The sequence below is a fragment of the Photorhabdus machadonis genome, from assembly GCF_052657765.1.
Window position 1 is genome coordinate 3,735,074 of sequence record NZ_CP199761.1, and the last position, 21,519, is coordinate 3,756,592.

Annotated in this window: 29 protein-coding genes; all 29 read right to left on the reverse strand. The window is 45.6% G+C overall.

Going from position 1 to position 21,519, the window contains the following annotated elements:
- Positions 1-5: 5 nt before the first annotated feature.
- On the reverse strand, positions 6-458 hold the full coding sequence (locus ACUN2T_RS17755) for a tail fiber assembly protein (RefSeq protein WP_445494319.1): 453 nt from the start codon (positions 456-458) through the stop codon (positions 6-8).
- The gene (locus ACUN2T_RS17760; protein WP_445494320.1) at positions 459-1,211 is read right to left on the reverse strand and encodes a hypothetical protein; all 753 of its coding nucleotides are present in this window, start codon (positions 1,209-1,211) and stop codon (positions 459-461) included. It abuts the gene before it with no gap.
- Position 1,212: 1 nt separating this feature from the next.
- A complete protein-coding gene (locus ACUN2T_RS17765; RefSeq protein WP_445494321.1) occupies positions 1,213-1,788 on the reverse strand; it encodes a phage tail protein I in 576 nt (191 codons plus the stop codon).
- Positions 1,781-2,884, reverse strand: a complete 1,104-nt coding sequence (locus ACUN2T_RS17770; protein WP_445494322.1) for a baseplate assembly protein — start codon at positions 2,882-2,884, stop codon at positions 1,781-1,783. The genes ACUN2T_RS17765 and ACUN2T_RS17770 overlap by 8 nt, the downstream gene beginning before the upstream one ends.
- Positions 2,875-3,228: a GPW/gp25 family protein gene (locus ACUN2T_RS17775; protein ID WP_445494323.1), complete on the reverse strand. Its 354-nt coding sequence runs from the start codon at positions 3,226-3,228 to the stop codon at positions 2,875-2,877. Before ACUN2T_RS17775 ends, ACUN2T_RS17770 begins: the two co-directional genes overlap by 10 nt.
- A 45-nt stretch (positions 3,229-3,273) precedes the next feature.
- Positions 3,274-3,876 carry a phage baseplate assembly protein V gene (locus tag ACUN2T_RS17780; protein WP_445494324.1) on the reverse strand — a complete coding sequence of 201 codons (603 nt, stop codon included), beginning with the start codon at positions 3,874-3,876 and terminating at the stop codon, positions 3,274-3,276.
- Positions 3,873-5,051, reverse strand: coding sequence for a phage late control D family protein (locus ACUN2T_RS17785; protein ID WP_445494325.1), 1,179 nt, complete (start codon positions 5,049-5,051; stop codon positions 3,873-3,875). Before ACUN2T_RS17785 ends, ACUN2T_RS17780 begins: the two co-directional genes overlap by 4 nt.
- A complete protein-coding gene (locus ACUN2T_RS17790; protein ID WP_445494326.1) occupies positions 5,039-5,251 on the reverse strand; it encodes a tail protein X in 213 nt (70 codons plus the stop codon). The genes ACUN2T_RS17785 and ACUN2T_RS17790 overlap by 13 nt, the downstream gene beginning before the upstream one ends.
- Positions 5,252-5,253: 2 nt before the next feature.
- Complete coding sequence (locus ACUN2T_RS17795; protein ID WP_445494327.1) at positions 5,254-6,138, reverse strand: phage tail protein; 885 nt, start codon at positions 6,136-6,138, stop codon at positions 5,254-5,256.
- Entirely contained in the window at positions 6,138-8,690 is a 2,553-nt protein-coding gene (locus tag ACUN2T_RS17800; RefSeq protein ID WP_445494328.1) for a phage tail tape measure protein, read from the reverse strand. Before ACUN2T_RS17800 ends, ACUN2T_RS17795 begins: the two co-directional genes overlap by 1 nt.
- Before the next feature lie 3 nt (positions 8,691-8,693).
- Positions 8,694-8,813, reverse strand: a complete 120-nt coding sequence (locus ACUN2T_RS17805; RefSeq protein ID WP_088776128.1) for a GpE family phage tail protein — start codon at positions 8,811-8,813, stop codon at positions 8,694-8,696.
- The gene (locus ACUN2T_RS17810) at positions 8,773-9,099 is read right to left on the reverse strand and encodes a phage tail assembly protein (protein WP_011147612.1); all 327 of its coding nucleotides are present in this window, start codon (positions 9,097-9,099) and stop codon (positions 8,773-8,775) included. Before ACUN2T_RS17810 ends, ACUN2T_RS17805 begins: the two co-directional genes overlap by 41 nt.
- A 257-nt stretch (positions 9,100-9,356) precedes the next feature.
- Positions 9,357-9,881, reverse strand: a complete 525-nt coding sequence (locus tag ACUN2T_RS17815; RefSeq protein WP_011147613.1) for a phage major tail tube protein — start codon at positions 9,879-9,881, stop codon at positions 9,357-9,359.
- A complete protein-coding gene (locus tag ACUN2T_RS17820; protein WP_445494329.1) occupies positions 9,881-11,308 on the reverse strand; it encodes a phage tail sheath subtilisin-like domain-containing protein in 1,428 nt (475 codons plus the stop codon). The genes ACUN2T_RS17815 and ACUN2T_RS17820 overlap by 1 nt, the downstream gene beginning before the upstream one ends.
- The gene (locus tag ACUN2T_RS17825) at positions 11,298-11,510 is read right to left on the reverse strand and encodes a hypothetical protein (RefSeq protein ID WP_445494330.1); all 213 of its coding nucleotides are present in this window, start codon (positions 11,508-11,510) and stop codon (positions 11,298-11,300) included. The genes ACUN2T_RS17820 and ACUN2T_RS17825 overlap by 11 nt, the downstream gene beginning before the upstream one ends.
- Positions 11,507-11,974 (reverse strand): Gp37 family protein, encoded by a 468-nt coding sequence (locus ACUN2T_RS17830; RefSeq protein WP_445494331.1) that lies wholly within the window; start codon positions 11,972-11,974, stop codon positions 11,507-11,509. The genes ACUN2T_RS17825 and ACUN2T_RS17830 overlap by 4 nt, the downstream gene beginning before the upstream one ends.
- Positions 11,974-12,411 carry a gp436 family protein gene (locus ACUN2T_RS17835; protein ID WP_041380252.1) on the reverse strand — a complete coding sequence of 146 codons (438 nt, stop codon included), beginning with the start codon at positions 12,409-12,411 and terminating at the stop codon, positions 11,974-11,976. Before ACUN2T_RS17835 ends, ACUN2T_RS17830 begins: the two co-directional genes overlap by 1 nt.
- A 1-nt stretch (position 12,412) precedes the next feature.
- The gene (locus ACUN2T_RS17840) at positions 12,413-12,763 is read right to left on the reverse strand and encodes a DUF2190 family protein (RefSeq protein WP_040152995.1); all 351 of its coding nucleotides are present in this window, start codon (positions 12,761-12,763) and stop codon (positions 12,413-12,415) included.
- A gap of 13 nt (positions 12,764-12,776) precedes the next feature.
- Positions 12,777-13,712, reverse strand: coding sequence for a hypothetical protein (locus ACUN2T_RS17845; protein WP_214085401.1), 936 nt, complete (start codon positions 13,710-13,712; stop codon positions 12,777-12,779).
- A gap of 31 nt (positions 13,713-13,743) precedes the next feature.
- The gene (locus tag ACUN2T_RS17850; RefSeq protein ID WP_445494332.1) at positions 13,744-14,838 is read right to left on the reverse strand and encodes a peptidase; all 1,095 of its coding nucleotides are present in this window, start codon (positions 14,836-14,838) and stop codon (positions 13,744-13,746) included.
- A gap of 203 nt (positions 14,839-15,041) precedes the next feature.
- Positions 15,042-15,491 (reverse strand): phage virion morphogenesis protein, encoded by a 450-nt coding sequence (locus ACUN2T_RS17855; protein WP_445494333.1) that lies wholly within the window; start codon positions 15,489-15,491, stop codon positions 15,042-15,044.
- A complete protein-coding gene (locus ACUN2T_RS17860) occupies positions 15,484-16,314 on the reverse strand; it encodes a phage head morphogenesis protein (RefSeq protein WP_445494334.1) in 831 nt (276 codons plus the stop codon). The genes ACUN2T_RS17855 and ACUN2T_RS17860 overlap by 8 nt, the downstream gene beginning before the upstream one ends.
- Positions 16,295-17,788: a DUF935 domain-containing protein gene (locus ACUN2T_RS17865; RefSeq protein WP_445494335.1), complete on the reverse strand. Its 1,494-nt coding sequence runs from the start codon at positions 17,786-17,788 to the stop codon at positions 16,295-16,297. The genes ACUN2T_RS17860 and ACUN2T_RS17865 overlap by 20 nt, the downstream gene beginning before the upstream one ends.
- The gene (locus ACUN2T_RS17870) at positions 17,788-19,104 is read right to left on the reverse strand and encodes a phage terminase large subunit family protein (protein ID WP_445494336.1); all 1,317 of its coding nucleotides are present in this window, start codon (positions 19,102-19,104) and stop codon (positions 17,788-17,790) included. The genes ACUN2T_RS17865 and ACUN2T_RS17870 overlap by 1 nt, the downstream gene beginning before the upstream one ends.
- Entirely contained in the window at positions 19,101-19,655 is a 555-nt protein-coding gene (locus ACUN2T_RS17875; RefSeq protein WP_445494338.1) for a DUF3486 family protein, read from the reverse strand. Before ACUN2T_RS17875 ends, ACUN2T_RS17870 begins: the two co-directional genes overlap by 4 nt.
- On the reverse strand, positions 19,655-19,966 hold the full coding sequence (locus ACUN2T_RS17880; protein ID WP_445494340.1) for a hypothetical protein: 312 nt from the start codon (positions 19,964-19,966) through the stop codon (positions 19,655-19,657). Before ACUN2T_RS17880 ends, ACUN2T_RS17875 begins: the two co-directional genes overlap by 1 nt.
- Positions 19,959-20,291 (reverse strand): hypothetical protein, encoded by a 333-nt coding sequence (locus ACUN2T_RS17885; RefSeq protein ID WP_011147627.1) that lies wholly within the window; start codon positions 20,289-20,291, stop codon positions 19,959-19,961. The genes ACUN2T_RS17880 and ACUN2T_RS17885 overlap by 8 nt, the downstream gene beginning before the upstream one ends.
- Positions 20,288-20,911 carry a hypothetical protein gene (locus tag ACUN2T_RS17890; protein WP_445494342.1) on the reverse strand — a complete coding sequence of 208 codons (624 nt, stop codon included), beginning with the start codon at positions 20,909-20,911 and terminating at the stop codon, positions 20,288-20,290. The genes ACUN2T_RS17885 and ACUN2T_RS17890 overlap by 4 nt, the downstream gene beginning before the upstream one ends.
- On the reverse strand, positions 20,901-21,518 hold the full coding sequence (locus tag ACUN2T_RS17895) for a transglycosylase SLT domain-containing protein (RefSeq protein ID WP_445494344.1): 618 nt from the start codon (positions 21,516-21,518) through the stop codon (positions 20,901-20,903). Before ACUN2T_RS17895 ends, ACUN2T_RS17890 begins: the two co-directional genes overlap by 11 nt.
- Position 21,519: the final 1 nt, after the last annotated feature.

Genomic DNA, 21,519 nt, shown 5'->3' on the forward strand with positions numbered 1-21,519 from the left:
ATCCCTTATTCCGTAATTCTGGGTTTTTCGGGCCAATAAATATCTGGTGCTAAGCTAGCATCAACACGGCTTAGCAATACCCTATATTTTTTCAAAGCGGTCAACCGAGAATTTTCCTCATCACTCGCCATCCCCAAATCTACAGCATCTTGTAACGGAGCTATCTGTTTACTTACAGTGAACATAATTTGCTGTTTCTTATGTTCTGCTTGTTGCTGCTGTTCCTGCCTAAGTTTTATCACACCGCTTTCTGATATTATCCACTTTTCATTATCCCATTTGTGATAAACAGTCGGTGCTTGTTTTGTAAGAATTGGATAACCCTCTTTATCACTGACGATAGCAAAGCCGCGTGATTGACCGTCAAGTAATTCATTGTGTTTTTCTGCTGTTATTTCAATACATTCTTCATGAGCTTCACTATAAAAAGCGCCTTCTTTTCTGGAGAAATAAACCATTTATACCCCCCAAAATAATATATCTCCACATTGCCACCAGCCATTTTCGGATTTTATGGCTACATTTTGTAATGCAAGAATACCACTTCTCTCAGGCGTTAATATATTGTAACGCCGCTGACTCTTGGGATCGTCAGAATAGATGTGCAATAATTTCCCTTCAGAACCGTTAATTCCCAATATATATCCATCTTTCGATTTGAAACGCAATTTAGGAAAAGAAGTTTTACTATCAATCAATAAACTACCAACGGTTGCAGTTTTATCGCTAGAAATACGCAAGAAAGTATTATCGCTCTCAGATTTAGCATAACTTCCCACATCCCCGGCATTCAATGAAATATCAGATGACAACGCTTTTCCATTCACTTTACGAATGGATGGTACTCGGCTATTAGCGTTGTTATTTGCAGCTACAGCACTTTGATTCGCCGTATTCGTCAGTGATTGCACAAATGCTGTTGTTGCAATCTGAGTATTATTAGCGTTTTTAGCCGGTGTGGGGGCGGTTGGTGTTCCTGTGAAAATGGGACTGTCTTTCGGTGCATACTGAGTATGCGGATCTTTCGCTTCGGTGTGCTCTTTCAGCTCATTCCCATTTTGTTCTAGCTTCTGTTTAAGATAACTTGTGCGGTTGACCAACTGTTTAGCCTGCCGATTGGAAATACCATCAGGCCCGCCTAATACGGGATCTGAGGTTTCTATCTGATACACTCCCTCTGACCACTGTGGGGTTTCCGGCAAATTAGCCATTCTAACTGCTCCCATAATTGTAACTACCGTCATAACTGACAGTATTGTTGTAACGAATTGATACAAACTGATATTCCAAGCTGGTAAGGTGGCAGCGTGCAGGCGCAAACGCTGCCAGTGTGGTACGCAGTAACGAGGCTTGATCATTAGTGACAGGTTGCTGAAGTATGACGCGATAAACTGCCCAGGATGTTGAATCTCCATGAACATAATTACCGTTATGGTTGGCATGTCCGTCATAATTGATTTGACCAGTGCCTTCAATTAAATCAACTTCACCAAACCCAAAGCGCCGAATAATTTCACGAATTGACCAAGGTGTACCTTTATACCGATGCAATTCTATGGCTGATTTGATTAACGTGCGGCGAGCATTGTCTGATTCGACAAGCTCCCAGCCATCACCAAATAGGGAGAATTGATTTGCAAGCCAATGCAGCGTGCTGCTATCGACAGTATCAATGAGATAAACCATTAATTGGGTTAAATCGATATCATCAAAACGGGAGGCTAACTGACCTAATGCACGCATACTGATATCAGCTTCCAGTGGAGGTGGTAGATGTAACTTAACCATCAGCGACTCCAGTGACCACAACAGTGATACCGATACAGTTCGCCCATTCATTTTCATCTACAATCTGAAACGTGGGAGACTCCAGAACGACTTGATAGACGCCAGAAACAGACAATGTTGAGATGATTTGACTGGGAACAATATCTTTTCCTAACGTTGTTGCTCGTTCAGCTACCCATGTTTGTATGGCTTGTTCTGCTGCCGATTGAATACCAGGTGTATTAACGCCACTGTACAAGGTCAGTTTCGCCTTGATGGTATAATCAACCTTCACGGGAGGTTTTGCATATACAGTGTCAGTCAACGGGCGGATTTTTTCATCAGAGCAAAAGCTTTTCACCAGCGTTAAAATGCTTTCATCAGGCAATCCCGTAGCTAATAGTGGAAACAGTTCAACAACGCCCGGAATGGGAGACATGACTGCGACATCAACAATATTGGGATGGGCACGCATGGCATGAAAACGATAAGCCTGACGACTGCCCGCATTAGTAAACGATTCAGGGGCCATTTTGATTCGTACACGTAGCCTCTCGTCACTTTCCTCTGCCGAACCACCACTGCTCACTATTGTGTTGGTCACTTGCAGGTCAATGTCGTCGATTTCATCCAACAATGTACTAATTTGTGCTGGTTGCCAGCTATTCCCTGATAATCCAGTATCTGTACAAGTAGCTGTGACATTAACGAACCGTGTGCCGGCTTTCAGAACAGCATCTGTATTAGTAGCAAAAATAATACTGTCCGATGCATTAACACGAGTTCCAACTGGAATGAGTACATCTTGCTCTAATGCTTCATCAACACTAAATTGCAATATTGTATGCGCTGGTTGGGCGGGTAGCCGATATACTCCGACCAATTCCCCTAAGTAGTCCAAAATGGGCGCACGGGCAAACTCGACCAAATTCTGCTTGGCGGCTTCCTGAACTTGCATTCTGGTTAGTGCTTCACGATATGCAAATAAATTGATCAGCAGGCGTTCTACCTGTGCTGGGTACAAAGTCTTACCTACATCAGCTTCATATTTTGCGATCATTTCGGTTGTGATTTTCTCTACATCACGCTCGATAAAATCAGGTTCTGTCAGCGCCATAGCAACTCCGTAGATTGTGTAATGCCATCAACTGCTGTCCAATTCACACGCAGAGTTAGATGCTCTCCATTGACAGTTGGTTTCACGGAGAGCAACTGGCAACGAGGTTCCCAACGTGTAATAGCATCAACAGATTCCCTGACAACGTGGGGAATCGCGCGGTCTATTGGGTAATCCATATAAAGGTGCAAGTTACTGCCGAATTCTGGTCGATGTGGATCACTGCCACGTGGTGTACGTAGAATAATGAGTATTGCTTGGGCGATATCATCCAGCCCACAGGCAATTTTGCCTGAGTTCTGGAGAGCAGGTTGCCAAAAAACAGAGTGTGAGTTCGTATTCATGGGGACAGTATCGTCCTCGGCAGGAATATCTAATATTAAAGACGTTTAAAGAAACCCATGAGAATGATGATTCGAGTTACCGCCTTCATCCATGATGCTACCTGTTGCATGGATGTTGCCATCGACGCTGACATTACCCTGAATGTTCGTAGTACCATTACCACCAGAACCCGACAGCCCATTTTGATAGGTTAATTGGCCTTTCACTAACATATTTCCGGTTATGATTGTTTCCGGCGCATCAATAGTTGCCTGCTGTGTCTGAATAACAACATTGGCTCCCGCTGCGATCTTAATGTGCTGAATGCCGCCATTAATAGTCAGGGTGTGTGAGGTACGATCATAGTAAAAAGCTGCATCATCTGCATAAGTTACACCACGGATATTTTTATTATTAGCAGGCGGTTGATCAACACTGGAATAGATAGCACCTAAAATAACACCATCTTCACCATTCGCATCCAATAGCACTTCAACCTGTTCCCCAACATCGGGCAACCAATATTCTTTGTTATTCTGGGTATTGCGCTGCAACACATTCAGCCAGTTAGTACGCATATTATCGCATTCAGGCAATCGCACGCGGGCACGAACAGTAGCAGGATCTACGGCGCTAATCGTACCAACTTGACGAGTTACACTGCTCATTTGGATTCCTCCTCGATGATCGTGTCGGAAGAACCATCGGGCTTATATACAACCAATTTCTGAGTCTTATCTTTTTTATCTTTCTTGGATTTGCTTGATGTAACAGGGCCACGAGCAACTTCAAGTTCGGTTATATATCCGCTATTACGATCAAAAGAGTGGTGAGCTGAAGTAATTAACCATTGTCCAGATAACTTGCCAAATTCAATCAACTCAATTTTATTTCCGGCGGTTAACTGAGGGGCTCCCATCAATGAAAGTGAGCCGTTCTGCTGGTACTCATTATATGAATCCAATGCTGACGTGGCCTTTATTTCAGCGCTATCCTTGTTAGCAGCCCGGCTGTTTACTTTTAAGGTATCTGCACTGGTTTCTTTACCGCTACTTTTGCTTCTTGAATTAGACTGACTACTTGTACTGGTCGCACCATCAGCTTCATAGACAATCAACTTTTTATCATCAGCCTTTTGGTGCTTCACTTTGGCTTTTTTATAGACTTTATTAATCGTGTCCCGTAGTGAAAATTGGGCAACATCACGAGGGTGTAATTTTTTTATGGGTTCTTGGCAGCGCAAAGTGGCTAAGTGGGAGAAAATTAGCTGTTCACTGACAACCTTAACGGCATAACCATATTCACCGGCCAGCCGTTTCAAGAACGCCACATCGGTTTCAGAATATTGTGTCACCCTGTCAATCTTGATGATTTCGATACTGCCGATCAGCTTTAACTGATGTTTCTTAGCGATGCGGTTAGCAATAGCTGCCAGAGTTGTATTCTCAAATCCACGGTTATATTTTGTACGCAATGCCGTATTGATAGACGTTGCTACACCTCGAACAGATACAATAGAAGGAGGGATACTGATTTCAATTTCATCAATATAGAATAAGCCACAATTCAGTAACCGTTCGCCGAAATAGCCCAACTTCAATGTCAACGTATCACCTTTGCCCGGATACCATTTATCTAGCCAGCGACCATCAGTATCATCCAACTCTACCTCTATTTCATCGGATTCGTTTTTGATGTTGTCGGTATAGCTGACACGAGTGACATAAGGAGTGATGTCATTTGTGATATCTTTTTGCAAATATCGTAACGTGAATGTCGGACTTAAAACCTCTGAGACACCCGTTATAGATGGTGTTTGCTTGATATCAATTATCTTAGCCACGGTGGTGTATCCTCTGCAATTACTACATCGTCAGCGTTAATGATGGGGATCAACAATACGATCCCAGATGGCAATACAGGTGTAACTGCAACGTGCGGATTAGCAGCGATTATGCGAGCGTAACCTAAAGGGTCACCATAATAATGGTGAGCCAATAAATCCCACCTATCGCCATCTTTTGTAATGTATTCAAGAAACATGATCAAAGCGCCCTTGTGGTAATTTGCGCGGCCATCTTACTGAGCGCGGGTGATATTGATGTAAATGTTGAACTTGCCGATTCAAGTTGAGCTGATACAGAATCTAATGCAGCTGAGATATTACGGTTATCTGCACGGCTTAATGACGATTGAGCATTGTTAACAAATGTTACTGTTTGCCCCGTTGCTCTGGTCAATTGAATTGCATCTGGCAATGAGTCACCGAGTGATTGAAAAGCCGGATAGCTTTTCCCTAATGGCCCAACAATATTGTTAAGTCCGGTAAGAAGACCTGGTACGCGGGTTAACGCTACGGCCGGGTTGTCTTTCATCTTCTGTGCAATACGTACCGCACTGATCGTCGTTTGCAGTGCTGATTGTGCTTGTTTGGCATAATTCACTCCATCCCTGACTTTTTTAGCCATACCTGATGGTTTCGGTATTGCATTAGACAACGCCTTTGTATTCGGGACATGAGATTTAATGGCAGGCGGTTTCAGTGGTTTTTTAGGATCACCGATATATTCACGTAATGTCACCGAGGCATTGAGGGCAAATATATTACCTACTGAATCCGTTTGTTCACTGGAGGCTGTCACATCAGTAATAACAAACCAGCCACGGTAATCACCATTTCCGAATATTAGCGCGAGTGCTTGATGTTTCCGCATTGCTTCACGCAGCCGATTCAATTCAATATCCGGTGCACAATAATGTTGATGAAAGACCAAGCTAATTTGAATTTCATCCAGTTTCTCACCTACGAACTGCAAGCCGGGCTTACCTTGAATTCGGGCATGTTCGGCATAATCAACACCAAACGTTACATCAAAACCATCCCAATATGTGATTAGCTCAAATTCAATATCACCTAATACAGCAAACATTATCCGTACCTCCGGCGTTCTCTCTGAATAACAATACGCTCCAGCAGTTTTTCTAATTCACGCATACTCAGGTTTAAGGCTTGACTAATATCGGGTATAGCCGTTTGTTGTTTATCACCAATGTATATTTGCGGGGCGAAAGAGATAGAAAAACCATTATTGCTGTTGCTGGCATCTTTATAACCTGTTCGTTTAATTGGATTGCCCAACATTATCTCAGGAGGTGAGATTTGTGGGACATCGGGGGTCATTCCCTCAGTCAGACGCTGAGTGGCACGAGCAGCCAACGGCATAGTGCGATCAATACCAACAACCGCACCTTGCACAATATTATCGCCAAATCCCATAAATACTCGACTGGGGGATTGAATACCCAACGCTTCTTTAAACCAGCTAGAAACTTTGCCACCAAAGTTTTTAATGGTGCCCTTAGCCGTGGTCAGCATATTAGAAATACCATTAACCAATCCATTAACGATATTTTTACCAAAGTCAGTAAAATTATCGGGCATATCCATGCCAAACCATTTCATAACGTCAGCGAATGTTTTATAGAACAATCCCAATGGCGACCAATTTAAAATTAATTTACTGACCTCAAATATTCCGCCATCAAACGCATTAGTAATGTCATTCCATCGAGCTGTAAACCAACCTTTGACGTTAGACCAAATATTTTTGATTCCCTGCCATCCCATTTGGAAAGCGAATTTTACTAAGACCCAAAGCCGTTTAAAGAAATTACTGATGGGCTTCCAATAGCGATAGATAAGATAAGCGGCCACTGCAATACCAGTGATGATCAATCCGATAGGATTCATTAATAATGCGCGTCCAATCCACAAAATAGCTCTGCCAGCTAACATTAAGCCCTTATAGAGAGCACTACCGAGGATTCTACCCAACCAGAGAGCTGCTCCGGCTATTTTTCCCAAGATGTTTGCAACGACGCTGAATCTGCCAACACTACCGATAGCCATTCGAAACAGTAACCACCGTGTGCGCATTAACATTGCGCCTTTCCAGATATCAGTTATAGGGGAAAGTAAAAGATTAAGACCTAATCTGACACCGATTGAAGCTGCTTTGAATGCCAAGAACCCACCGACCAGCGTGACAACATTGCTGATGAGTTCAGGATTAGCGGCCAGCCATTTTCCGGTCTTGTCCATCAATGGAATAAAGGTTTCGGCTAACTGTATTAATGCTGGACGCAGCGACTGACCAATGCTAATAGCCGAATCATTAAATTCAATTTGAGTACGCCGCCACTGTGCTTCTAAGGTATCGTTCTGTTTATCAAAGTCGGTATCAACAGATTTTTGTGCCGAATCAGTCCCCATGCCTGTTTTGATACGCTGATAATCTCCCCAACGTTGCCGCATGGCCAAGAGATGGTTGACTGTCTGTACGTCGGTGAAAATAGAGGATAGCCCGAAGGATTCCATGAGCATACGCTGTGTATCTTCATCACCTCTGGCTCCCGCTTTTTTCCACTCTTTCATGAGATCAGCGCCTTTACTCTTGATAAAGCGGTCTGCGATCATGATTGAGGCTTCATATTGTGAGTACCCCGAAGAAACATATCTGCTCATTGAGGTTTGATAATCGACGTCAGCTTCAGCGTATCTTTTGGCAATATCACCACGTCCCATTGAAGCTAGCCAGTTCCTCATATTGGTAGCTGCTTCACCTTCCGTTCCTGCGCCTTCACGGCCAACTTCCAAGCTGGCAATAATCTGTGAAACTGCCTCCTGACCATATATTCCCTTACCAGCAAATTGCTGCGCCATTTCTGGAAAGTATTGGGCGAGATCTTTTAATTCAAAACGACCCGATTTAGCACCGAAAACGGCTCGGTTAAAGGCTTCCTTGAGCGCTTGATCACCTTCAATTTTCAGGGACTCAAAGGATAGAGCCATTTTGGCTAAGTCATTAATATTAGCTTTGGACGCCGTGGCGACGCGGCCCAATAATCCACTCATATCGGTCGATTTCATGGGAGATTTTCCGGCGGCAACCAATGTGCCAACACCTTCCAGCAGGGTTTCTTGTAATTGGTTTGTTTGCTTGGCGTTCTGGCGCAAGATGATTCCGATTTTTTGCTCTTCTTTCGGAGACAGATTGCCAGTGACAGCTATGTCCCTTAATCCTGATTCAAAAGAGGCATACTTTATTACGGACTGAACAACGGGAGAGGATATCGTGTGAGTTAATGCATAGGTTTCGGCTCCCTGTGCATATAGCGCCATACGATTCGCTTTGGCTGCATCACTCATGCTAGCCGCAGACTGTAAGCGCTGTTGCTGGCGGTTCAACTGTTCCAGCGTTCGACTGATGCGTTGTAGATCCGCATTCAAACGCTGGGCACTACGGGAACCAAGTTGACCGTAACGTTCAACAGCACGGTTCAGTGCCTGCTGTCGGTTCTCCAGTTGGCGAGTCGTTTCTCCCAGTGTTCCTAGAGTACGGCGTGTACCAGACATGGCAGAACTGAACGCACTACTAATGGCTCCACCAATAATGACACCAATGGAAAATTCTGTTGACACGAATTAACCGCCTCCATTCTCGCGTTTGATTTGGGTGTTGGCCTCATTCAACCAACATTCAAATTCATCCAGCGCCAGATTATCAATCTCGCTCGGCTGGAACCGGAACCATCGTGCCAACATCGCCGATGCTTGCCACACTGTTTTTATTTCCCTGATCCAATCCGATAACTTGCTGAAATCGTTTCTGTAATGCCAGATAATCAGCAACATCCATCTGTTCGATATCTTCTGGTAACAATCCTGTCGAACGTGCTATCAAAATATCATCCCAGTCAGTAGGATTTTCGCTGGCTCGCCGGGCAGCCTTGATATCTTTAACTTTCAAACGTGATAACTGAAGCTCTTCAATGCGAACGCCAGCAGCCGTGGTATAGGGAAATTGAAGATGGTAAGTCGTGGTTGACATGATGATACTCCTCTGTAAGTTTCATTCAGTATCATCCATGTATGGAAACGGAAATATTAAAGGGGATTAAAGAAGAAAGGGGCTGATGCCCCCGTCATTAGTGAGTACGAAAGCCTTTACAGTTACGGAAAAAGTCTATCAGATATTCTTTCCCTTTCTCTGCACCGATATCGGAAAACCAACCTTCCGGAGGAGTCCACTTATCAATCAAGTCGGCAAGCTTTCTGGCTTTGGAGCGAGTGCAGTCATTATTTAGTTTAACCTCCAATATTGATGCGATAATCGGTCAGTTGATCAATGCCGCCAACACGGAAGATATTGGCCAGATAATCCAGTTCTAACAGCTCCTCACCATCCAGTACCTGCTTAATATAGGTACTGGTAAAGCTACTGGAAAAATCAGCATTTTCATGTTGCTTAAATGTGCCCAGCGGATTCTTCTTAAATAAAATGGTCAGATATGTCACCAATGGCACTTCATCAATGCGCCCCTGTGAACTGAATTTCTGGACGCTGGAACGGCACTGCAATGCCAGAGACTTATAGGGATTGGCAGCAGATAACATGGCGTCACGGTAGAAACTGTTCCACTTGATCTCGCCTTCCAGTTTATCGAAGCCTGCCGGTAGCTCCACTTTGCCGACCATCCCCAGCGCCTTATGCTCCTGCATGGTCATGGAAACGTCTGGCAGTTTCACTTCTTCAGCCCGTCCCAACAGGTTATTGCCGTCAATATAAATATTGGCGTTGGTGATGCGGTTAATCTCTATTTTTCCGGCCATTAATTATTTCCCTTTAAATTCAGCAAATACTCAGAGGTAATTTCGGTCTCAAATGTCAGCCGTTCCAGTGGTGGTGGCGGTGTGTACTTATAACTGAGTAACAGATGACCTGATGCCAGCTCCGTTTCTTCGTTATGGGTCGGATCAAACCAGCATTTGAATCCCAACAAAGCACCATCAGCAATCAATTTACGACCATAGGCATTCACAGATTCTGTCAGGGCATCTATCAGCGCTGGCGTGATCGGCATATCGATATATTGCTGACTAAAGTAACGCAGGGATTCATTAATCACGTCGCCCGTTCTGCGCACGTTCTCGAAGTTACGCATGTGTGTCACAGTTGGCCACGCGGCGGTACGGTTGCCCCATAAGCGCAAACCAGAACCATAATTATTGAACACTGTAGTAATCCCTTGTTCATTGAGCTGGTTCACTTCACTTTGTGGATCGTCAATTATGGCGGATAGCTGGCGCTCAATACCTGTGATCCCCATAATTTCTTGATTGGAGGATGACCACCAAAAACCTTTGTCTGCATCAATCTTGGCACGCAGCCCTGCTGCACGAGATGACAAGGGTTCCAAGCGCTCGCTATTGCTTTCTGCATCATAGACTTTGACGTGTGGGTAACACAGCCGGACACGATCAGAACTGGTATTAAAATTGATTGTACCAGACGGGCCGCGGCCACTGATAGCCTGAACAAAAGTGGTACCTATCGGGGCATCAATATAAGTCATAGCACCCAATTTAGTTGCAAAGGCAATCAGTTCTGTTGTCACACTTAGCTGGGTACAGTAGACAGGAGCCAGCAAAATCTTGGCAAAGAACCCATACAGGTTATAAGTATCATTCAGTAACTTCATACCTGTACGGTTACCCGCTGCACTGATGCTGCCAATAATGTCAGCAGGCGTCACTAATGTAGGATCGGCAAAGTCATAGCTGGCAATTACGGTTGCACCCGCAGCAATGTTTTTACCGATATTCTTGAGGCTGCCTGTTTGAGCATCCAGAGAATAGTCTTGCCCTTCTACATAAGGTGCACTACCAGAGGTGGCTTTTAGTAAGACATTACTGACCACGGGATTAGCCAGTTTCGCTGTTCCTGTGGTTTTATCAAAGATAATGCTTTCACTGGCAACATTAGCTTTATGCACCTCAGGATCAAGAACGTTAATGACCAGCACAGTTCCCGCACCATGATCATAAATAGCATCCAGTGCTTGTGGGATGGTAAAACCATTCATTTGAGTACCAAATTGAGCTGCATCTTTTTCTGACAGACAAAGTGTCACTGCATTTACAGGCCCTATCGGTGCAGTACCAATTAAGCCAATTACGGCGGATTTCACTGTCTTGACAGGACGTGAACTTTTTTCGATTTCGATAGTTTCGACGCCATGCAAATAATTAGCGGCCATCAGTGGCCTCCTCAGGCTTTTCTTTTTTCTTCAGGAGATTTTTTTGCTGTTCTGACAGTGGATGAAGATATCGCAGCGCGATCAATGTCTTCACATAATCATACTGCTGCGGTAAATCAACAGTTTTTCCTGACCAGAGCAAGACTTCAGTGCCATCAGCTAAAGTGACGCCGCTTGCTGGGCCTGTATAGAGGTATTTCATTGTTCAGTTCCCTCATAATTGATTTGGGCTAACGGCGAACCATTCGGTAACTCACAGTCTTCGATAAATACACTTTCAGTCGCAAAATCCAGCGTGTATTGCCACAAACCAGCTATCTCACCGAGAAATGTATCCCGTACCAGCCAACATTTTCGTTGGCAGTTCGGTGGTTGGAATCCGCCGAGAACCCGGCGTACATCATCTAATGTGGCAACGGCACCGTGACGTCCATTAAGCTGACGAAAAACAATGGTGGCATTGAGCATGACAGTTTGTGTCTGCAATACCGCCCCAACATCTTCAGGCTTGTCGAAGCGAGAACCGGGATAGCTGATTAAAATGGCTCCCACCGGATGGTTCAGCCTGAATTCAGTTGGCCTTTCAGGGAAATACTCCACCTGTAAGCCAGGTAGTTTTTCTCTTAGCCTCGTGACAATGGCATCAATGATCGGCGAAACATCCATCAGTATTTCTCCAACATTCCTTTACTCCCTCCAAAGGTGGGACGACGCGCCCGAACACGAAACTCCCCCGGTTCAGGGGCATCTTTTCCTGTGGAAAGCAGGCCCAGTGTTAGTTTGGCATCTCGGATGTCAGCCAGTTGGCGCAAAACAATTTTGTAATCATCTATCACGGCTTCAGGAATAGAACCTTCTGGACGGCGGGCATACAGCCGATAGCGTGTTAACGTAATGGCGGCATCACGTAATACCGTGGGAACTTCCGCCAGAGGCAGGATATAACGTCCACGTAAATGGGCATCGATGAGTTCATCGGCATAGCGAATGGCACTGTTAACCACAGGCTCATTGATCGTTTGAGCATTAGGCTCTTCGTTAGACAGCCATATCAATGATTGCGTTGGTATCTGCTCTTGCAAGTCTTTCAATGAGCAATACATGTCATATGCCACGTAAGATACGAATGATATTACCTGCCGCTGTGGCATCATCCAGCGCAAACCCGACAGATGTGCCGGCAGCATTTTCAGCCGAACTCAGTGGTACTGCACAGGCATCCTTATCCGACTGTACGACTTGCCCACGGGTTATTGGCCCACCAGCTTCAACAGCAATAATGCCCAAAACATTAACTGGAACGACATCACCAGCCTTCGCATCCACCTCTGCTATACCAAGTGCAACGGCTCCAGCCTGACACGGTGCATTATCAGTACTAACTAAACGATGCTGGATGATGTTCGCACTGGCGATAATTGTTGTCGTCAATACGGATTGTTGTGTTACTGCCATGATGATGTCTCCCTTACTTCACAATATTGGTAATCAGATAGCCGGCATCACCGCCAACAACCGCAACTTTATAAATATCGGTATAACGACAGTAATTGACCTTACCGCCCACACCTTCATATTTATCCGCTACAGGCATCCCTTTGCGGCGAAATGTATAGCCAAAGGAGGGTTCATATTCATCAGCGCTTTCTGCTCCTGCCTGCGGAGGTGATACGTAATGCAACATCAAATTATCAGCCCAGATATCAACGGGATTTTCTTTAATACTTGGGGTAGAAACAGGTTCACCAACGACAACGTTTTGGATTTGGAAAAGGTCTTTGAGTATTTCTATTGTGATACGTTTACGTTCGTTGGCTCCAATAGCTGCCTGAATTTCAGGATGAAATTTTAACAGTGACATCACGCTAGCCCCCATTGTCATGAGGTTTGGACGTACACCAATGGCAGTACGAACGGCATCAATTCCAGCTTCAATGACTTTGATTGGATTACCTTTGCCACCAGCCCAACGTTCATTAGCTGTCAGACTCTTCACCGAGTCACTAAGATAAACTTCAGGGTCTTGTGCCAATCGAGCTGCATACAGTTCACGCTTGAGATTCACGCCATTGGTGGAACGACGGATTGCCTTTGCTTCTTCATTAAATAAAGATTCTGATTTCTCACGATAATCAACAGGTGCAGCTAGATCATGTTCGTTGAGCACGATATCTAACGAAGAGCCTTTCTCACGGATCAAAACGTTACTGTTGGCACCAACGGCACGCGTGGTGTCATATTCCACAAAAGCACTTTTGCCAAATGTCGGCACACTAGCACCTTCTTTCTCCATTTCGACAATGGGAAAAATATGTTCACCAATAAACACCGCATTTTTATAGCCACGCGCCACGCTGGTTAGCACAGGGTCAACAATACGTTTGCCTTTCAAATAATCAGACATTTATTTCTCCTCAATAGCTACGTCCGTAGTGTTACAGGCAGCGGGTAACGGCTACGTCGTAACTGATACCTTCTTTCTTCGCCAGAGAGATGGCTTTTTGATGCAACGCCAGACGTTCAGGATCTGCATCAGAAAACTCAGCAATATCTGATGATGTGTTTTGGTCAACCCGGTCTTTTGTTGCATGTTCACCAAAATCAATAATAGGCTGGGTAGAACTCAGCAGATCTTTAAACGCAGTAGCCAATGGTTTTTTCACATCACCTTCAGCAAACTCGACAGGGGAATCTCCTTGGGTTACAGCGTCCAGCAAGGCGACCACGACAGATTGAGCAGCTGGTGCCAATTTGCCGTCTGCGATCAGCTTTTCGGCAAATGCCATGTTTCCGGCATGTTGCTCAGTTTGTTTGCGCTTTGCGTCGGCAGCATCACGGGCAACAAGCTGTTCTTTCAGGCGAGTGTTTTCATCTTTGAGCGCCTTTTTTTCTTCATTTGTCACGATGTTTTCCTCATGTTGATGTGTGTTATTGGGTTCATGAAAGGCAGGAGCAGGCTGAGTCGTGCTATAAGCTTCTCCACGTAATGAATCTACCTGCCAAGAAGGAAGCGCTTTGTCTGCTTCGTCCATACCGAATTTACTAATCAAAAATTCTCGCAAACGCCCCCAAAGTGAAGCGTTGGTGATATCACTCCAATCAGAGAACTCGACGACACCATATTCTTGTTCACTGAATTCAACCTGTCTCAATCCTTTAATGGCGGGTGGCTTCGCCCCCAAAAAGCCGACATGACGCAAATAGAGCACGCCGGGTTTAGGGTTGTTTGGGGAATCAGGTAAATAGAAAGAAGCAGAAATTTTTTTATAGCGGCCTGCATCGACCAATTCAGCGAACTGAACATCAACCTGTTGAGGCTCCGCAATCAAGTCATCACCGGAAGATGTCAGCGATTTAACCCAACCATAGGCGGGCAAATTGTCTTTTGGATGCCCAATCACAATCGGTGCTTCATGCAATGATGAGTCATAAGCCTTTGCACAAGCTTGCAAATCTGCGGGGCTGAACGGCAATTGTTTGCCATTCATATCGGTATGTGTACCGGATTTGAAAATGTGAAGTGATTTCATTTCACTGCCTCTATTACGTTAATAGAGGCAGTTTCTCCATAATCAGAAAAAACTACTTTTAATCTGCTTTAGAAAAGACTTCGGAAGGAAATAAAAAAGTGGAGAACTGCATGCAATTAGATACCGAAAATTTGAGTCTGTAAACGCTTTATAAAGTTTTTTGCGGATGACAATGATAAATCACCCGCATAGCGAGGCAACGTTTAACGGTGTGCCGCTGATTCAAGATGTCGTTGAATGGTACTTAATACGGCTCTTTCTGCTTCTGGTGATAATTCGCCTTGTTCTGTTACGGGCAGATAAGGCCGGGCTGGTAACAATACAGATTGATCGCGGCCAGCTTTACCTCCCAATTGATGAATACGCCCGTAGACTAAGTTTGTACCGACAACTGCCGTGTGAGCATCATATCGGGTACTGACTGAACGCATCAAACGAGCAGTTTTTTGCAGTGTCTGACCACCACGTTCCTTTGCCGCCACAGAGGGTATCCATGCCGGGCGTCCTCCAGTTTCAAAGTTAAAAGCGGTTTCTGCTGACAATGTTCCAGCAATTTTACGCATGGCAAGTGTCAGATCATTAGTAGCCAATTCTAATGCCCGCAGTCCACGTCTTAGGTCTCCATCATTAATGGTGATAGTGATATTACTCATTCTGTCCTCTCAGTTCGCGGCGGGCCAGTCCAGATAGCTCCCCCTGATATCTGGCCAAATCGGGACGATATGCTGCCCCCGGCGAATATGACCAACCTACATCAGTCGCTACTTTTGTTATGCCGGTGTTGAATGTAGCAACAGGCTGCATCTCACCTGTTTTTTGTGAAACCAATTTCAACTCCCAGCCCATTGCTTTACCTGAATGCATAACTTTCACCCCTCTGGCACGAACATCATCATGACTGAGGGCAATCACACTGCAACGGCAACGCCAACCATTGGGAGGATAGAAGGCTTGCCAAAAAGGGTCGTCAGAGCGAAATACCAAACCATGCAATGCGAGATGGCTCTTGCGTGTATGGTTATCGTTGATCCCTGTATACATCCAGTACGGTCGGTCATCAATATTTTCCATTTGTTCGGCCCAACGGCCTGCACTGTACAGCACCGACATGTTGGTACGAAAGATAGTCTCAAGGCGCCACGGGCTACCTTGCTGAACAGTGATACGTTCCCCTGTAACGGGGTCATCGGTTTCTTTCGTTCCCCACCACCCCTTACGTTTTAATGTTGGCTCCAGCTCCTGACGAAACCAACGATCAGTCTTGCCTTCATCCAGTGCCTGTTGTAGCGCCTGGCGAATATCTTCCAGAATATCCAGACGCGTGACTTTCGCCACCGTGAATGCACGGGCATGAGTCTCTTGCCAAAGTTCTTCCCAATCCCACGTTATCTTGTAGCCCTTAGATTGCAGATAACCAATGGCTCGCTTGGGAGGTAATGTCATGCAATACGCCAGTTCAGGCGTGGTTATGCTCATGCAAGCGCCCCCAGATGTTAGACACAAACAAAACCCGTGCTAGTCGCTCTTGCAAACCCTCTGCGTCCATTTGTGGATAAAGCTCGGCTAACTCTCCTATTAGATCGCTGGGATTAACACCGTTTTGAACACGATGGAACAAAGGAAGCAGCAGAGACTCCAATGATTCATTCAATGATCCTTCAATTATCAAAATATCCAGTGCTTCATCTAAGGTGTCTTGTGCTGCTAAATCTGCGTGAACAGCTTCAGAGAACGCCAGTGGGAGGGATGGAATAGTCGTGGTTGACAAGGTTGTTTCATCAATATCCCCATCCTGCAATTGATATTCTCGTTTCCAGTATTGCGGAGTAAATCTGACACCAGCCTGACTCAACTTAACATCACGATTAGCCTGTGTTTCATCAACCGATTGCTGCTCCCAAAGACGATAGACCGGACATTCAACGTTACCGAAATTCAGTTCTACAACCCAGCGTATAGCCTGATTGATGGCACTGGTGATAACGTCAGCATCAGCATCACGAATATCATCCGTTACCTCTAATCCCGCTTGTGCAGAGGCTTTATTGCTGTTTGCTTCGGTTGTTTGGTTTTGTCCCAGTAACGCAATAGAGATCTCACTGCGAGCAACGGTAATTAAGTTCTGGTAAATATCACTGCTGTCTGATTTACCCGCTGCCTCTTTAATCTCAACGGAGGAATCGTCAGGAATGGCGGCAACTGCATCATCAATCATCGCTTCCATCGAATCCAATAACAGATCAATTTCACTTTGTGGCGTACCTCGTGGATGCTTTCCAATCACCCACGGTGAACCATACTTCTCAGCAAAGCGTACCCAAAACTTCATGCCGCCTTTCTTAAAGGTGACGGGCCAGAAGCACATTGATAAATCTGGAAATCCGTAAGGGTTGTCATAAGTGGCGTCTTGACGTGGCGTTACAAATTTATAGAGAGGAACCCGTTCTCCTTCAACGCCGACATCACGAGCACGAAAACGCAGTTGGTTATCACGGTCATAGTGGAACCAGTCAGACGGCTTGCTAACGATATCTGTCACTGACCATGATTGATGCTGACTCCACATCAATTCACAAGGCTGATAGCCGTACAGAACAGCGTCATGCATTTCGCCAATGATACGTGACATATCCAAGTCCGCGAGCATGTCGCGGATAAAGTTAAAGACTTGCACAGGGGCATTGCTGCGTTCTACACCACGCTCCAGTGCTTTCACTCCGGCTTTGCGGCGGCGAATACATCCACCAACTAAAGGATCAGTACGTAATTCACGATAGATACGAATATCCCGCCCTTGGGCTTTGAGAATAGGATCAGGATTAGGTAGATATGTGCCCAGACCGTAGAAGTCAATGGAACGGCTACGCGATGCAATTTGTTCAGTGAACGACTGCTTTGATTCGGAAAAGTTAATAAATTCTGTTGGTGAAACCCAGATACCACGAGCCATTAGTATCCTCCCAACAATTGAGCACTCAGACGTTGACGACGGGATGAAATGGTGACAGGGCCTGATGGGCCATCTGACGCATTCACAGCCAAAAATCCTGCCCATGCTCGGTCAGCATGACCTGCTGTATCACTGTCAGCGACAAAACGAGGTGCGCCTGTCGGCCCTAAAATTTTCTGTAATTTATGCAAGTCTGCCCGCAAGGGTTGATCGCCACGAGGAATGCGAATTTGTTTGTCTTCAAACACCTCTTTACCCCTAGTTGCCAGTGTCAGTTTGTTGTTACTGGTAAAAATAACGCCTTCTACACGGCTGTTACCATGCCGCCGTTTGGCATCTTCAACGGGCTTTTCGCCCATCCCAGTCTGATCCATACAGCAACGCAAGACGCGATAACGGAAGAAAACATCATCTAGCAGGGCATCCTGTTCAGCGAATGTTGCCCGTTTGCGAGTCATAATTTCACGAGTCCAGTAGACATCGCCAACTTGTTCCAATACCCAAATAACGAATAAGTCATTGCGGATACCAATATCAACGCCAACAAAACAGGGGCCTCCCAGATAATGTTCTGGCAGCCCAGCCAAGTCATTCTCTACACCATCAATCAGCTCATAAGAAAGCCATGCACTGGCTTCATCCAACCATTTCAGTTCAAATTCTTGTGCCCAGGCATCTTCATCATTAAGGGCTGTCCGCATTTCCTGAATGTTCCGTGGCAAACCGTCTTGTACAGCCTTATGTATATCGACAATGTGCCGTGACCAAATCTGTTCCAATGACTTGTCAGTCATTAGTTCATAGAATTTATTGCCTTTACCATTGGGGGTTGATGTCACTCGTAAATTGTAGCCGTTGGAAATGACAGGAAACAAAGCCGTCCAAATCTTGCGGCTGTCGAGATGAAAGGCGAACTCATCCAAAAAGACATTGGATGCGAATCCGCGAGCCGTGTCTGGATTGGCAGGCAAGGCCGTGATTCTGGAGCCGCCCGGCAATTCAGCTTCCAACATGGTATAGCGTTCTCCTGAAGCCCCTTTGAAATAGCCTTCAATCTCACGGGCCACCATGTTGTAGGCTTGGCAGTGTTTTTTCACGCCTGCTTCCATCGCTTCTCTGGCCTGACGCTCCCCTCTGGAGAGGATCACCCAACGTGTACGGCCACCTGTTGCCTCAACTTCGAAACAATCATCAGTCAGTTCCAGTGTTGTGGTAAATGTTTTCCCCGTCTGACGAGCAAACTTACCTATCTTGAAACGGGAACGATCTAGAAACCATGTGCGCTGGTACTTGTAAAGTTGAATGGCTGCACTCATTTGACAATCCCATAAATCTCTTCCCGGACACGGCGCAAAGTTTCAATACTCATGCGACCACCATTATTGGTATTGGCTTCTTTCTCCAGTGCTTCCATTTTGTCAGCGATTTTCTGGCGCAGGTCAGACTGATACTTCTTCAGGTTGATGCTGGCCCTACTTAAAGTAGCAACATTTTTGGCGACCTTAGATAGCAGGGTAACTCGTTCTGCTGGGTCTACTTCCTTCTCATCAGCTTCCTGCAATTTAACGATGTGCTCAAAGATTTCGGTTTGAATCAGAGCGATCACAGCTTCAGAACGTGTATCTTGATCATCAGAAGCACCTTCTGTCAGAAGACGGGCTGCCTCAGTCGCAGCGCGAATAGCAGCAAACCGGCGCTCAATCTTTTGTCCATAACGGTGGATGGCTGATTTACTTATCGTGTAGCCTTTATCTTTCAGTAGGTTTTCCAGTTCCTGATAACCACTAAACCCCGATTCAGTCAAAGCCCGTTCCAACCAGCGCCGGACATCTTCAGGGAGTTTATCGATTGTGCTTCGACGCGCCATTATTCACTCCAGTACTTTTCAGGGCGAGCAATACCAAGGCCGCATTCGACCGTATATTCAACAACATCAACACCAATACGAGTTAAGTCAGCAAACCAGCTACCCGATGGCTGTTTATTGAGGTCAATTAATTTACGGTCTGCCAGATAATCTAATTCCTTCCGTAATTCCAATGCAGTGACGTCAGGATAAATCGCGCGAGATATATCCAATAACAGCATTTCACTGGCGGTATATGGGCGGGTTTTATTCAGTGCGACCAACAGACTCCAGCGCAATGATTCACGACGAACACGAGCAACATCAATCATTTTTACCTCCGGCAATTCGGTGCTGCTGCACCATCTCTAATTTGCTGTAAAGCGCATCCAGCTTGGCTTCAATTACTGTTTGACCACGAATATAATCTTCACGGCGCACGTAATTCAGCGGCAAGTCAGCCTTAAACTGCATAAACTCACGTTCGAGCTGAGACCAATTGTCTACGGAATTTTTAAGCGCCTGCTCTAACGAGGCGTGTCTTTCCTCCTGTCGCTCTTCGGCTTTGCTGAATAACCACTTTGCGATACCAAAAACGAAACCAAGGAAAGAGAGCAGAAAACCTACGGCAGCCCAAAATTCAATCTGTAGTGTCATTGTTGTAATCCTTCGATGTAATCCAGCAGGCCATTGACCTGCGCTTTCAATGCAAGACACTGTTCTCCGTTATCGATGATATTGGCAAGGATATCTCGTTGTGTGATACCGGATGGCCGTAGTTGGGCATCAGAGCTTTCATTTCCACGGGACGCTTCATCAGCGCCGGAGGTAACGGAGGCAGAGCGAGTTTGTTCACCGGATAGGCCGAGGGCGGCGTTGTATTGCTGCATGAAGCCACGAGTAAACACACAATTAACAGGATGAAACTGTTGTTTTTCATCCATCCAACGCTGGGTAACATGGTCAATTTTCCTCTTCAGTTGTTGGTTCTGAGTGCGAAGTTGTTCAATATCGTTGAGATAATTGGCTTCTGCCTGATGCGCTGAGTTGACCTGCATTTGGTAACGTTGCTGCAAGGCATTGAGTGCTGCCAGTTCCTGTTCTGTCCGTCGCTTTTCCAGCAGAAGAAATTCGGTTTTCTGCTGTGCTAATGCGGTGTTTCCTGTCTCCGTTGCTTTCTGAAAGCCTATGGTATGGCCTCTCCAGTGAGCCAAAGCGAACATACCAATTAGCAACAAAATCAATACAACAGGTTTAGCCCATAATTTAATTGGCACAACCGGTACCTCCCCAAGCCAAATAACGGGGCGCGAGTTCCAGTAATATGCGTTTGGAATAATGTCGATTTTCTTTCCATGCTGACGCTCTACGTCCAGCATTCTGAGATTCAACATGGCCGAACCAGACCCACGGATTGAGACCAACTGCCTCGGTTTTCTTCTTATCCCGTAGTAACCAGCCTAAGCCCCCGTTATAGGAAGACAGCACCATCGCCATTCTTTGGCACTTATCGACAGCTTTAATGCGTTGCCATAGCCAATGATCATAGTGAACCATCGCCCGTATAGACCAGACTGGGTTGAAGGGATCTTTATTGGATAATTCAGGAATGCGTTGACTAATCCAATCCGCTGTTGCGGGCATAAACTGGGCCATACCCTGAGCACCAATAGGCGAAATAGCTCGTGATTTCCAGTCACTCTCTTGATGCAACTGAGCGGCAAAATCAGCTACAGGCGCATTCAATCCCCAGATCACACGAGAAGCACGTATTAAGTCATTGCGGTATTGCCGCGAACGGTGTGGCAGTTCGTCAGCCAATGCTGGGCTGACCATACCGCTACACCACAACAGAACAATTCCGATAATCTGCCGCCAATTCATA

Bases quoted from the DNA above. Each gene is read 5' to 3' on its own strand.
- ACUN2T_RS17885 (WP_011147627.1), bottom strand. From the start codon at position 20,291: ATGACACTACAGATTGAATTTTGGGCTGCCGTAGGTTTTCTGCTCTCT.
- ACUN2T_RS17850 (WP_445494332.1), bottom strand. From the start codon at position 14,838: ATGAAATCACTTCACATTTTCAAATCCGGTACACATACCGATATGAAT.
- ACUN2T_RS17825 (WP_445494330.1), bottom strand. From the start codon at position 11,510: ATGAAATACCTCTATACAGGCCCAGCAAGCGGCGTCACTTTAGCTGAT.
- ACUN2T_RS17860 (WP_445494334.1), bottom strand. From the start codon at position 16,314: ATGAGCATAACCACGCCTGAACTGGCGTATTGCATGACATTACCTCCC.
- ACUN2T_RS17815 (WP_011147613.1), bottom strand. From the start codon at position 9,881: ATGGCCGGAAAAATAGAGATTAACCGCATCACCAACGCCAATATTTAT.
- ACUN2T_RS17845 (WP_214085401.1), bottom strand. From the start codon at position 13,712: ATGTCTGATTATTTGAAAGGCAAACGTATTGTTGACCCTGTGCTAACC.
- ACUN2T_RS17835 (WP_041380252.1), bottom strand. From the start codon at position 12,411: ATGTATTGCTCATTGAAAGACTTGCAAGAGCAGATACCAACGCAATCA.
- ACUN2T_RS17775 (WP_445494323.1), bottom strand. From the start codon at position 3,228: ATGAATACGAACTCACACTCTGTTTTTTGGCAACCTGCTCTCCAGAAC.
- ACUN2T_RS17820 (WP_445494329.1), bottom strand. From the start codon at position 11,308: ATGGCCGCTAATTATTTGCATGGCGTCGAAACTATCGAAATCGAAAAA.
- ACUN2T_RS17805 (WP_088776128.1), bottom strand. From the start codon at position 8,813: ATGTTGGCACGATGGTTCCGGTTCCAGCCGAGCGAGATTGATAATCTG.
- ACUN2T_RS17795 (WP_445494327.1), bottom strand. From the start codon at position 6,138: ATGTTTGCTGTATTAGGTGATATTGAATTTGAGCTAATCACATATTGG.
- ACUN2T_RS17790 (WP_445494326.1), bottom strand. From the start codon at position 5,251: ATGTTTCTTGAATACATTACAAAAGATGGCGATAGGTGGGATTTATTG.
- ACUN2T_RS17865 (WP_445494335.1), bottom strand. From the start codon at position 17,788: ATGGCTCGTGGTATCTGGGTTTCACCAACAGAATTTATTAACTTTTCC.
- ACUN2T_RS17810 (WP_011147612.1), bottom strand. From the start codon at position 9,099: ATGTCAACCACGACTTACCATCTTCAATTTCCCTATACCACGGCTGCT.
- ACUN2T_RS17755 (WP_445494319.1), bottom strand. From the start codon at position 458: ATGGTTTATTTCTCCAGAAAAGAAGGCGCTTTTTATAGTGAAGCTCAT.
- ACUN2T_RS17855 (WP_445494333.1), bottom strand. From the start codon at position 15,491: ATGAGTAATATCACTATCACCATTAATGATGGAGACCTAAGACGTGGA.
- ACUN2T_RS17870 (WP_445494336.1), bottom strand. From the start codon at position 19,104: ATGAGTGCAGCCATTCAACTTTACAAGTACCAGCGCACATGGTTTCTA.
- ACUN2T_RS17880 (WP_445494340.1), bottom strand. From the start codon at position 19,966: ATGATTGATGTTGCTCGTGTTCGTCGTGAATCATTGCGCTGGAGTCTG.
- ACUN2T_RS17780 (WP_445494324.1), bottom strand. From the start codon at position 3,876: ATGAGCAGTGTAACTCGTCAAGTTGGTACGATTAGCGCCGTAGATCCT.
- ACUN2T_RS17840 (WP_040152995.1), bottom strand. From the start codon at position 12,763: ATGGCAGTAACACAACAATCCGTATTGACGACAACAATTATCGCCAGT.
- ACUN2T_RS17875 (WP_445494338.1), bottom strand. From the start codon at position 19,655: ATGGCGCGTCGAAGCACAATCGATAAACTCCCTGAAGATGTCCGGCGC.
- ACUN2T_RS17830 (WP_445494331.1), bottom strand. From the start codon at position 11,974: ATGGATGTTTCGCCGATCATTGATGCCATTGTCACGAGGCTAAGAGAA.
- ACUN2T_RS17765 (WP_445494321.1), bottom strand. From the start codon at position 1,788: ATGGTTAAGTTACATCTACCACCTCCACTGGAAGCTGATATCAGTATG.
- ACUN2T_RS17760 (WP_445494320.1), bottom strand. From the start codon at position 1,211: ATGGCTAATTTGCCGGAAACCCCACAGTGGTCAGAGGGAGTGTATCAG.
- ACUN2T_RS17770 (WP_445494322.1), bottom strand. From the start codon at position 2,884: ATGGCGCTGACAGAACCTGATTTTATCGAGCGTGATGTAGAGAAAATC.
- ACUN2T_RS17895 (WP_445494344.1), bottom strand. From the start codon at position 21,518: ATGAATTGGCGGCAGATTATCGGAATTGTTCTGTTGTGGTGTAGCGGT.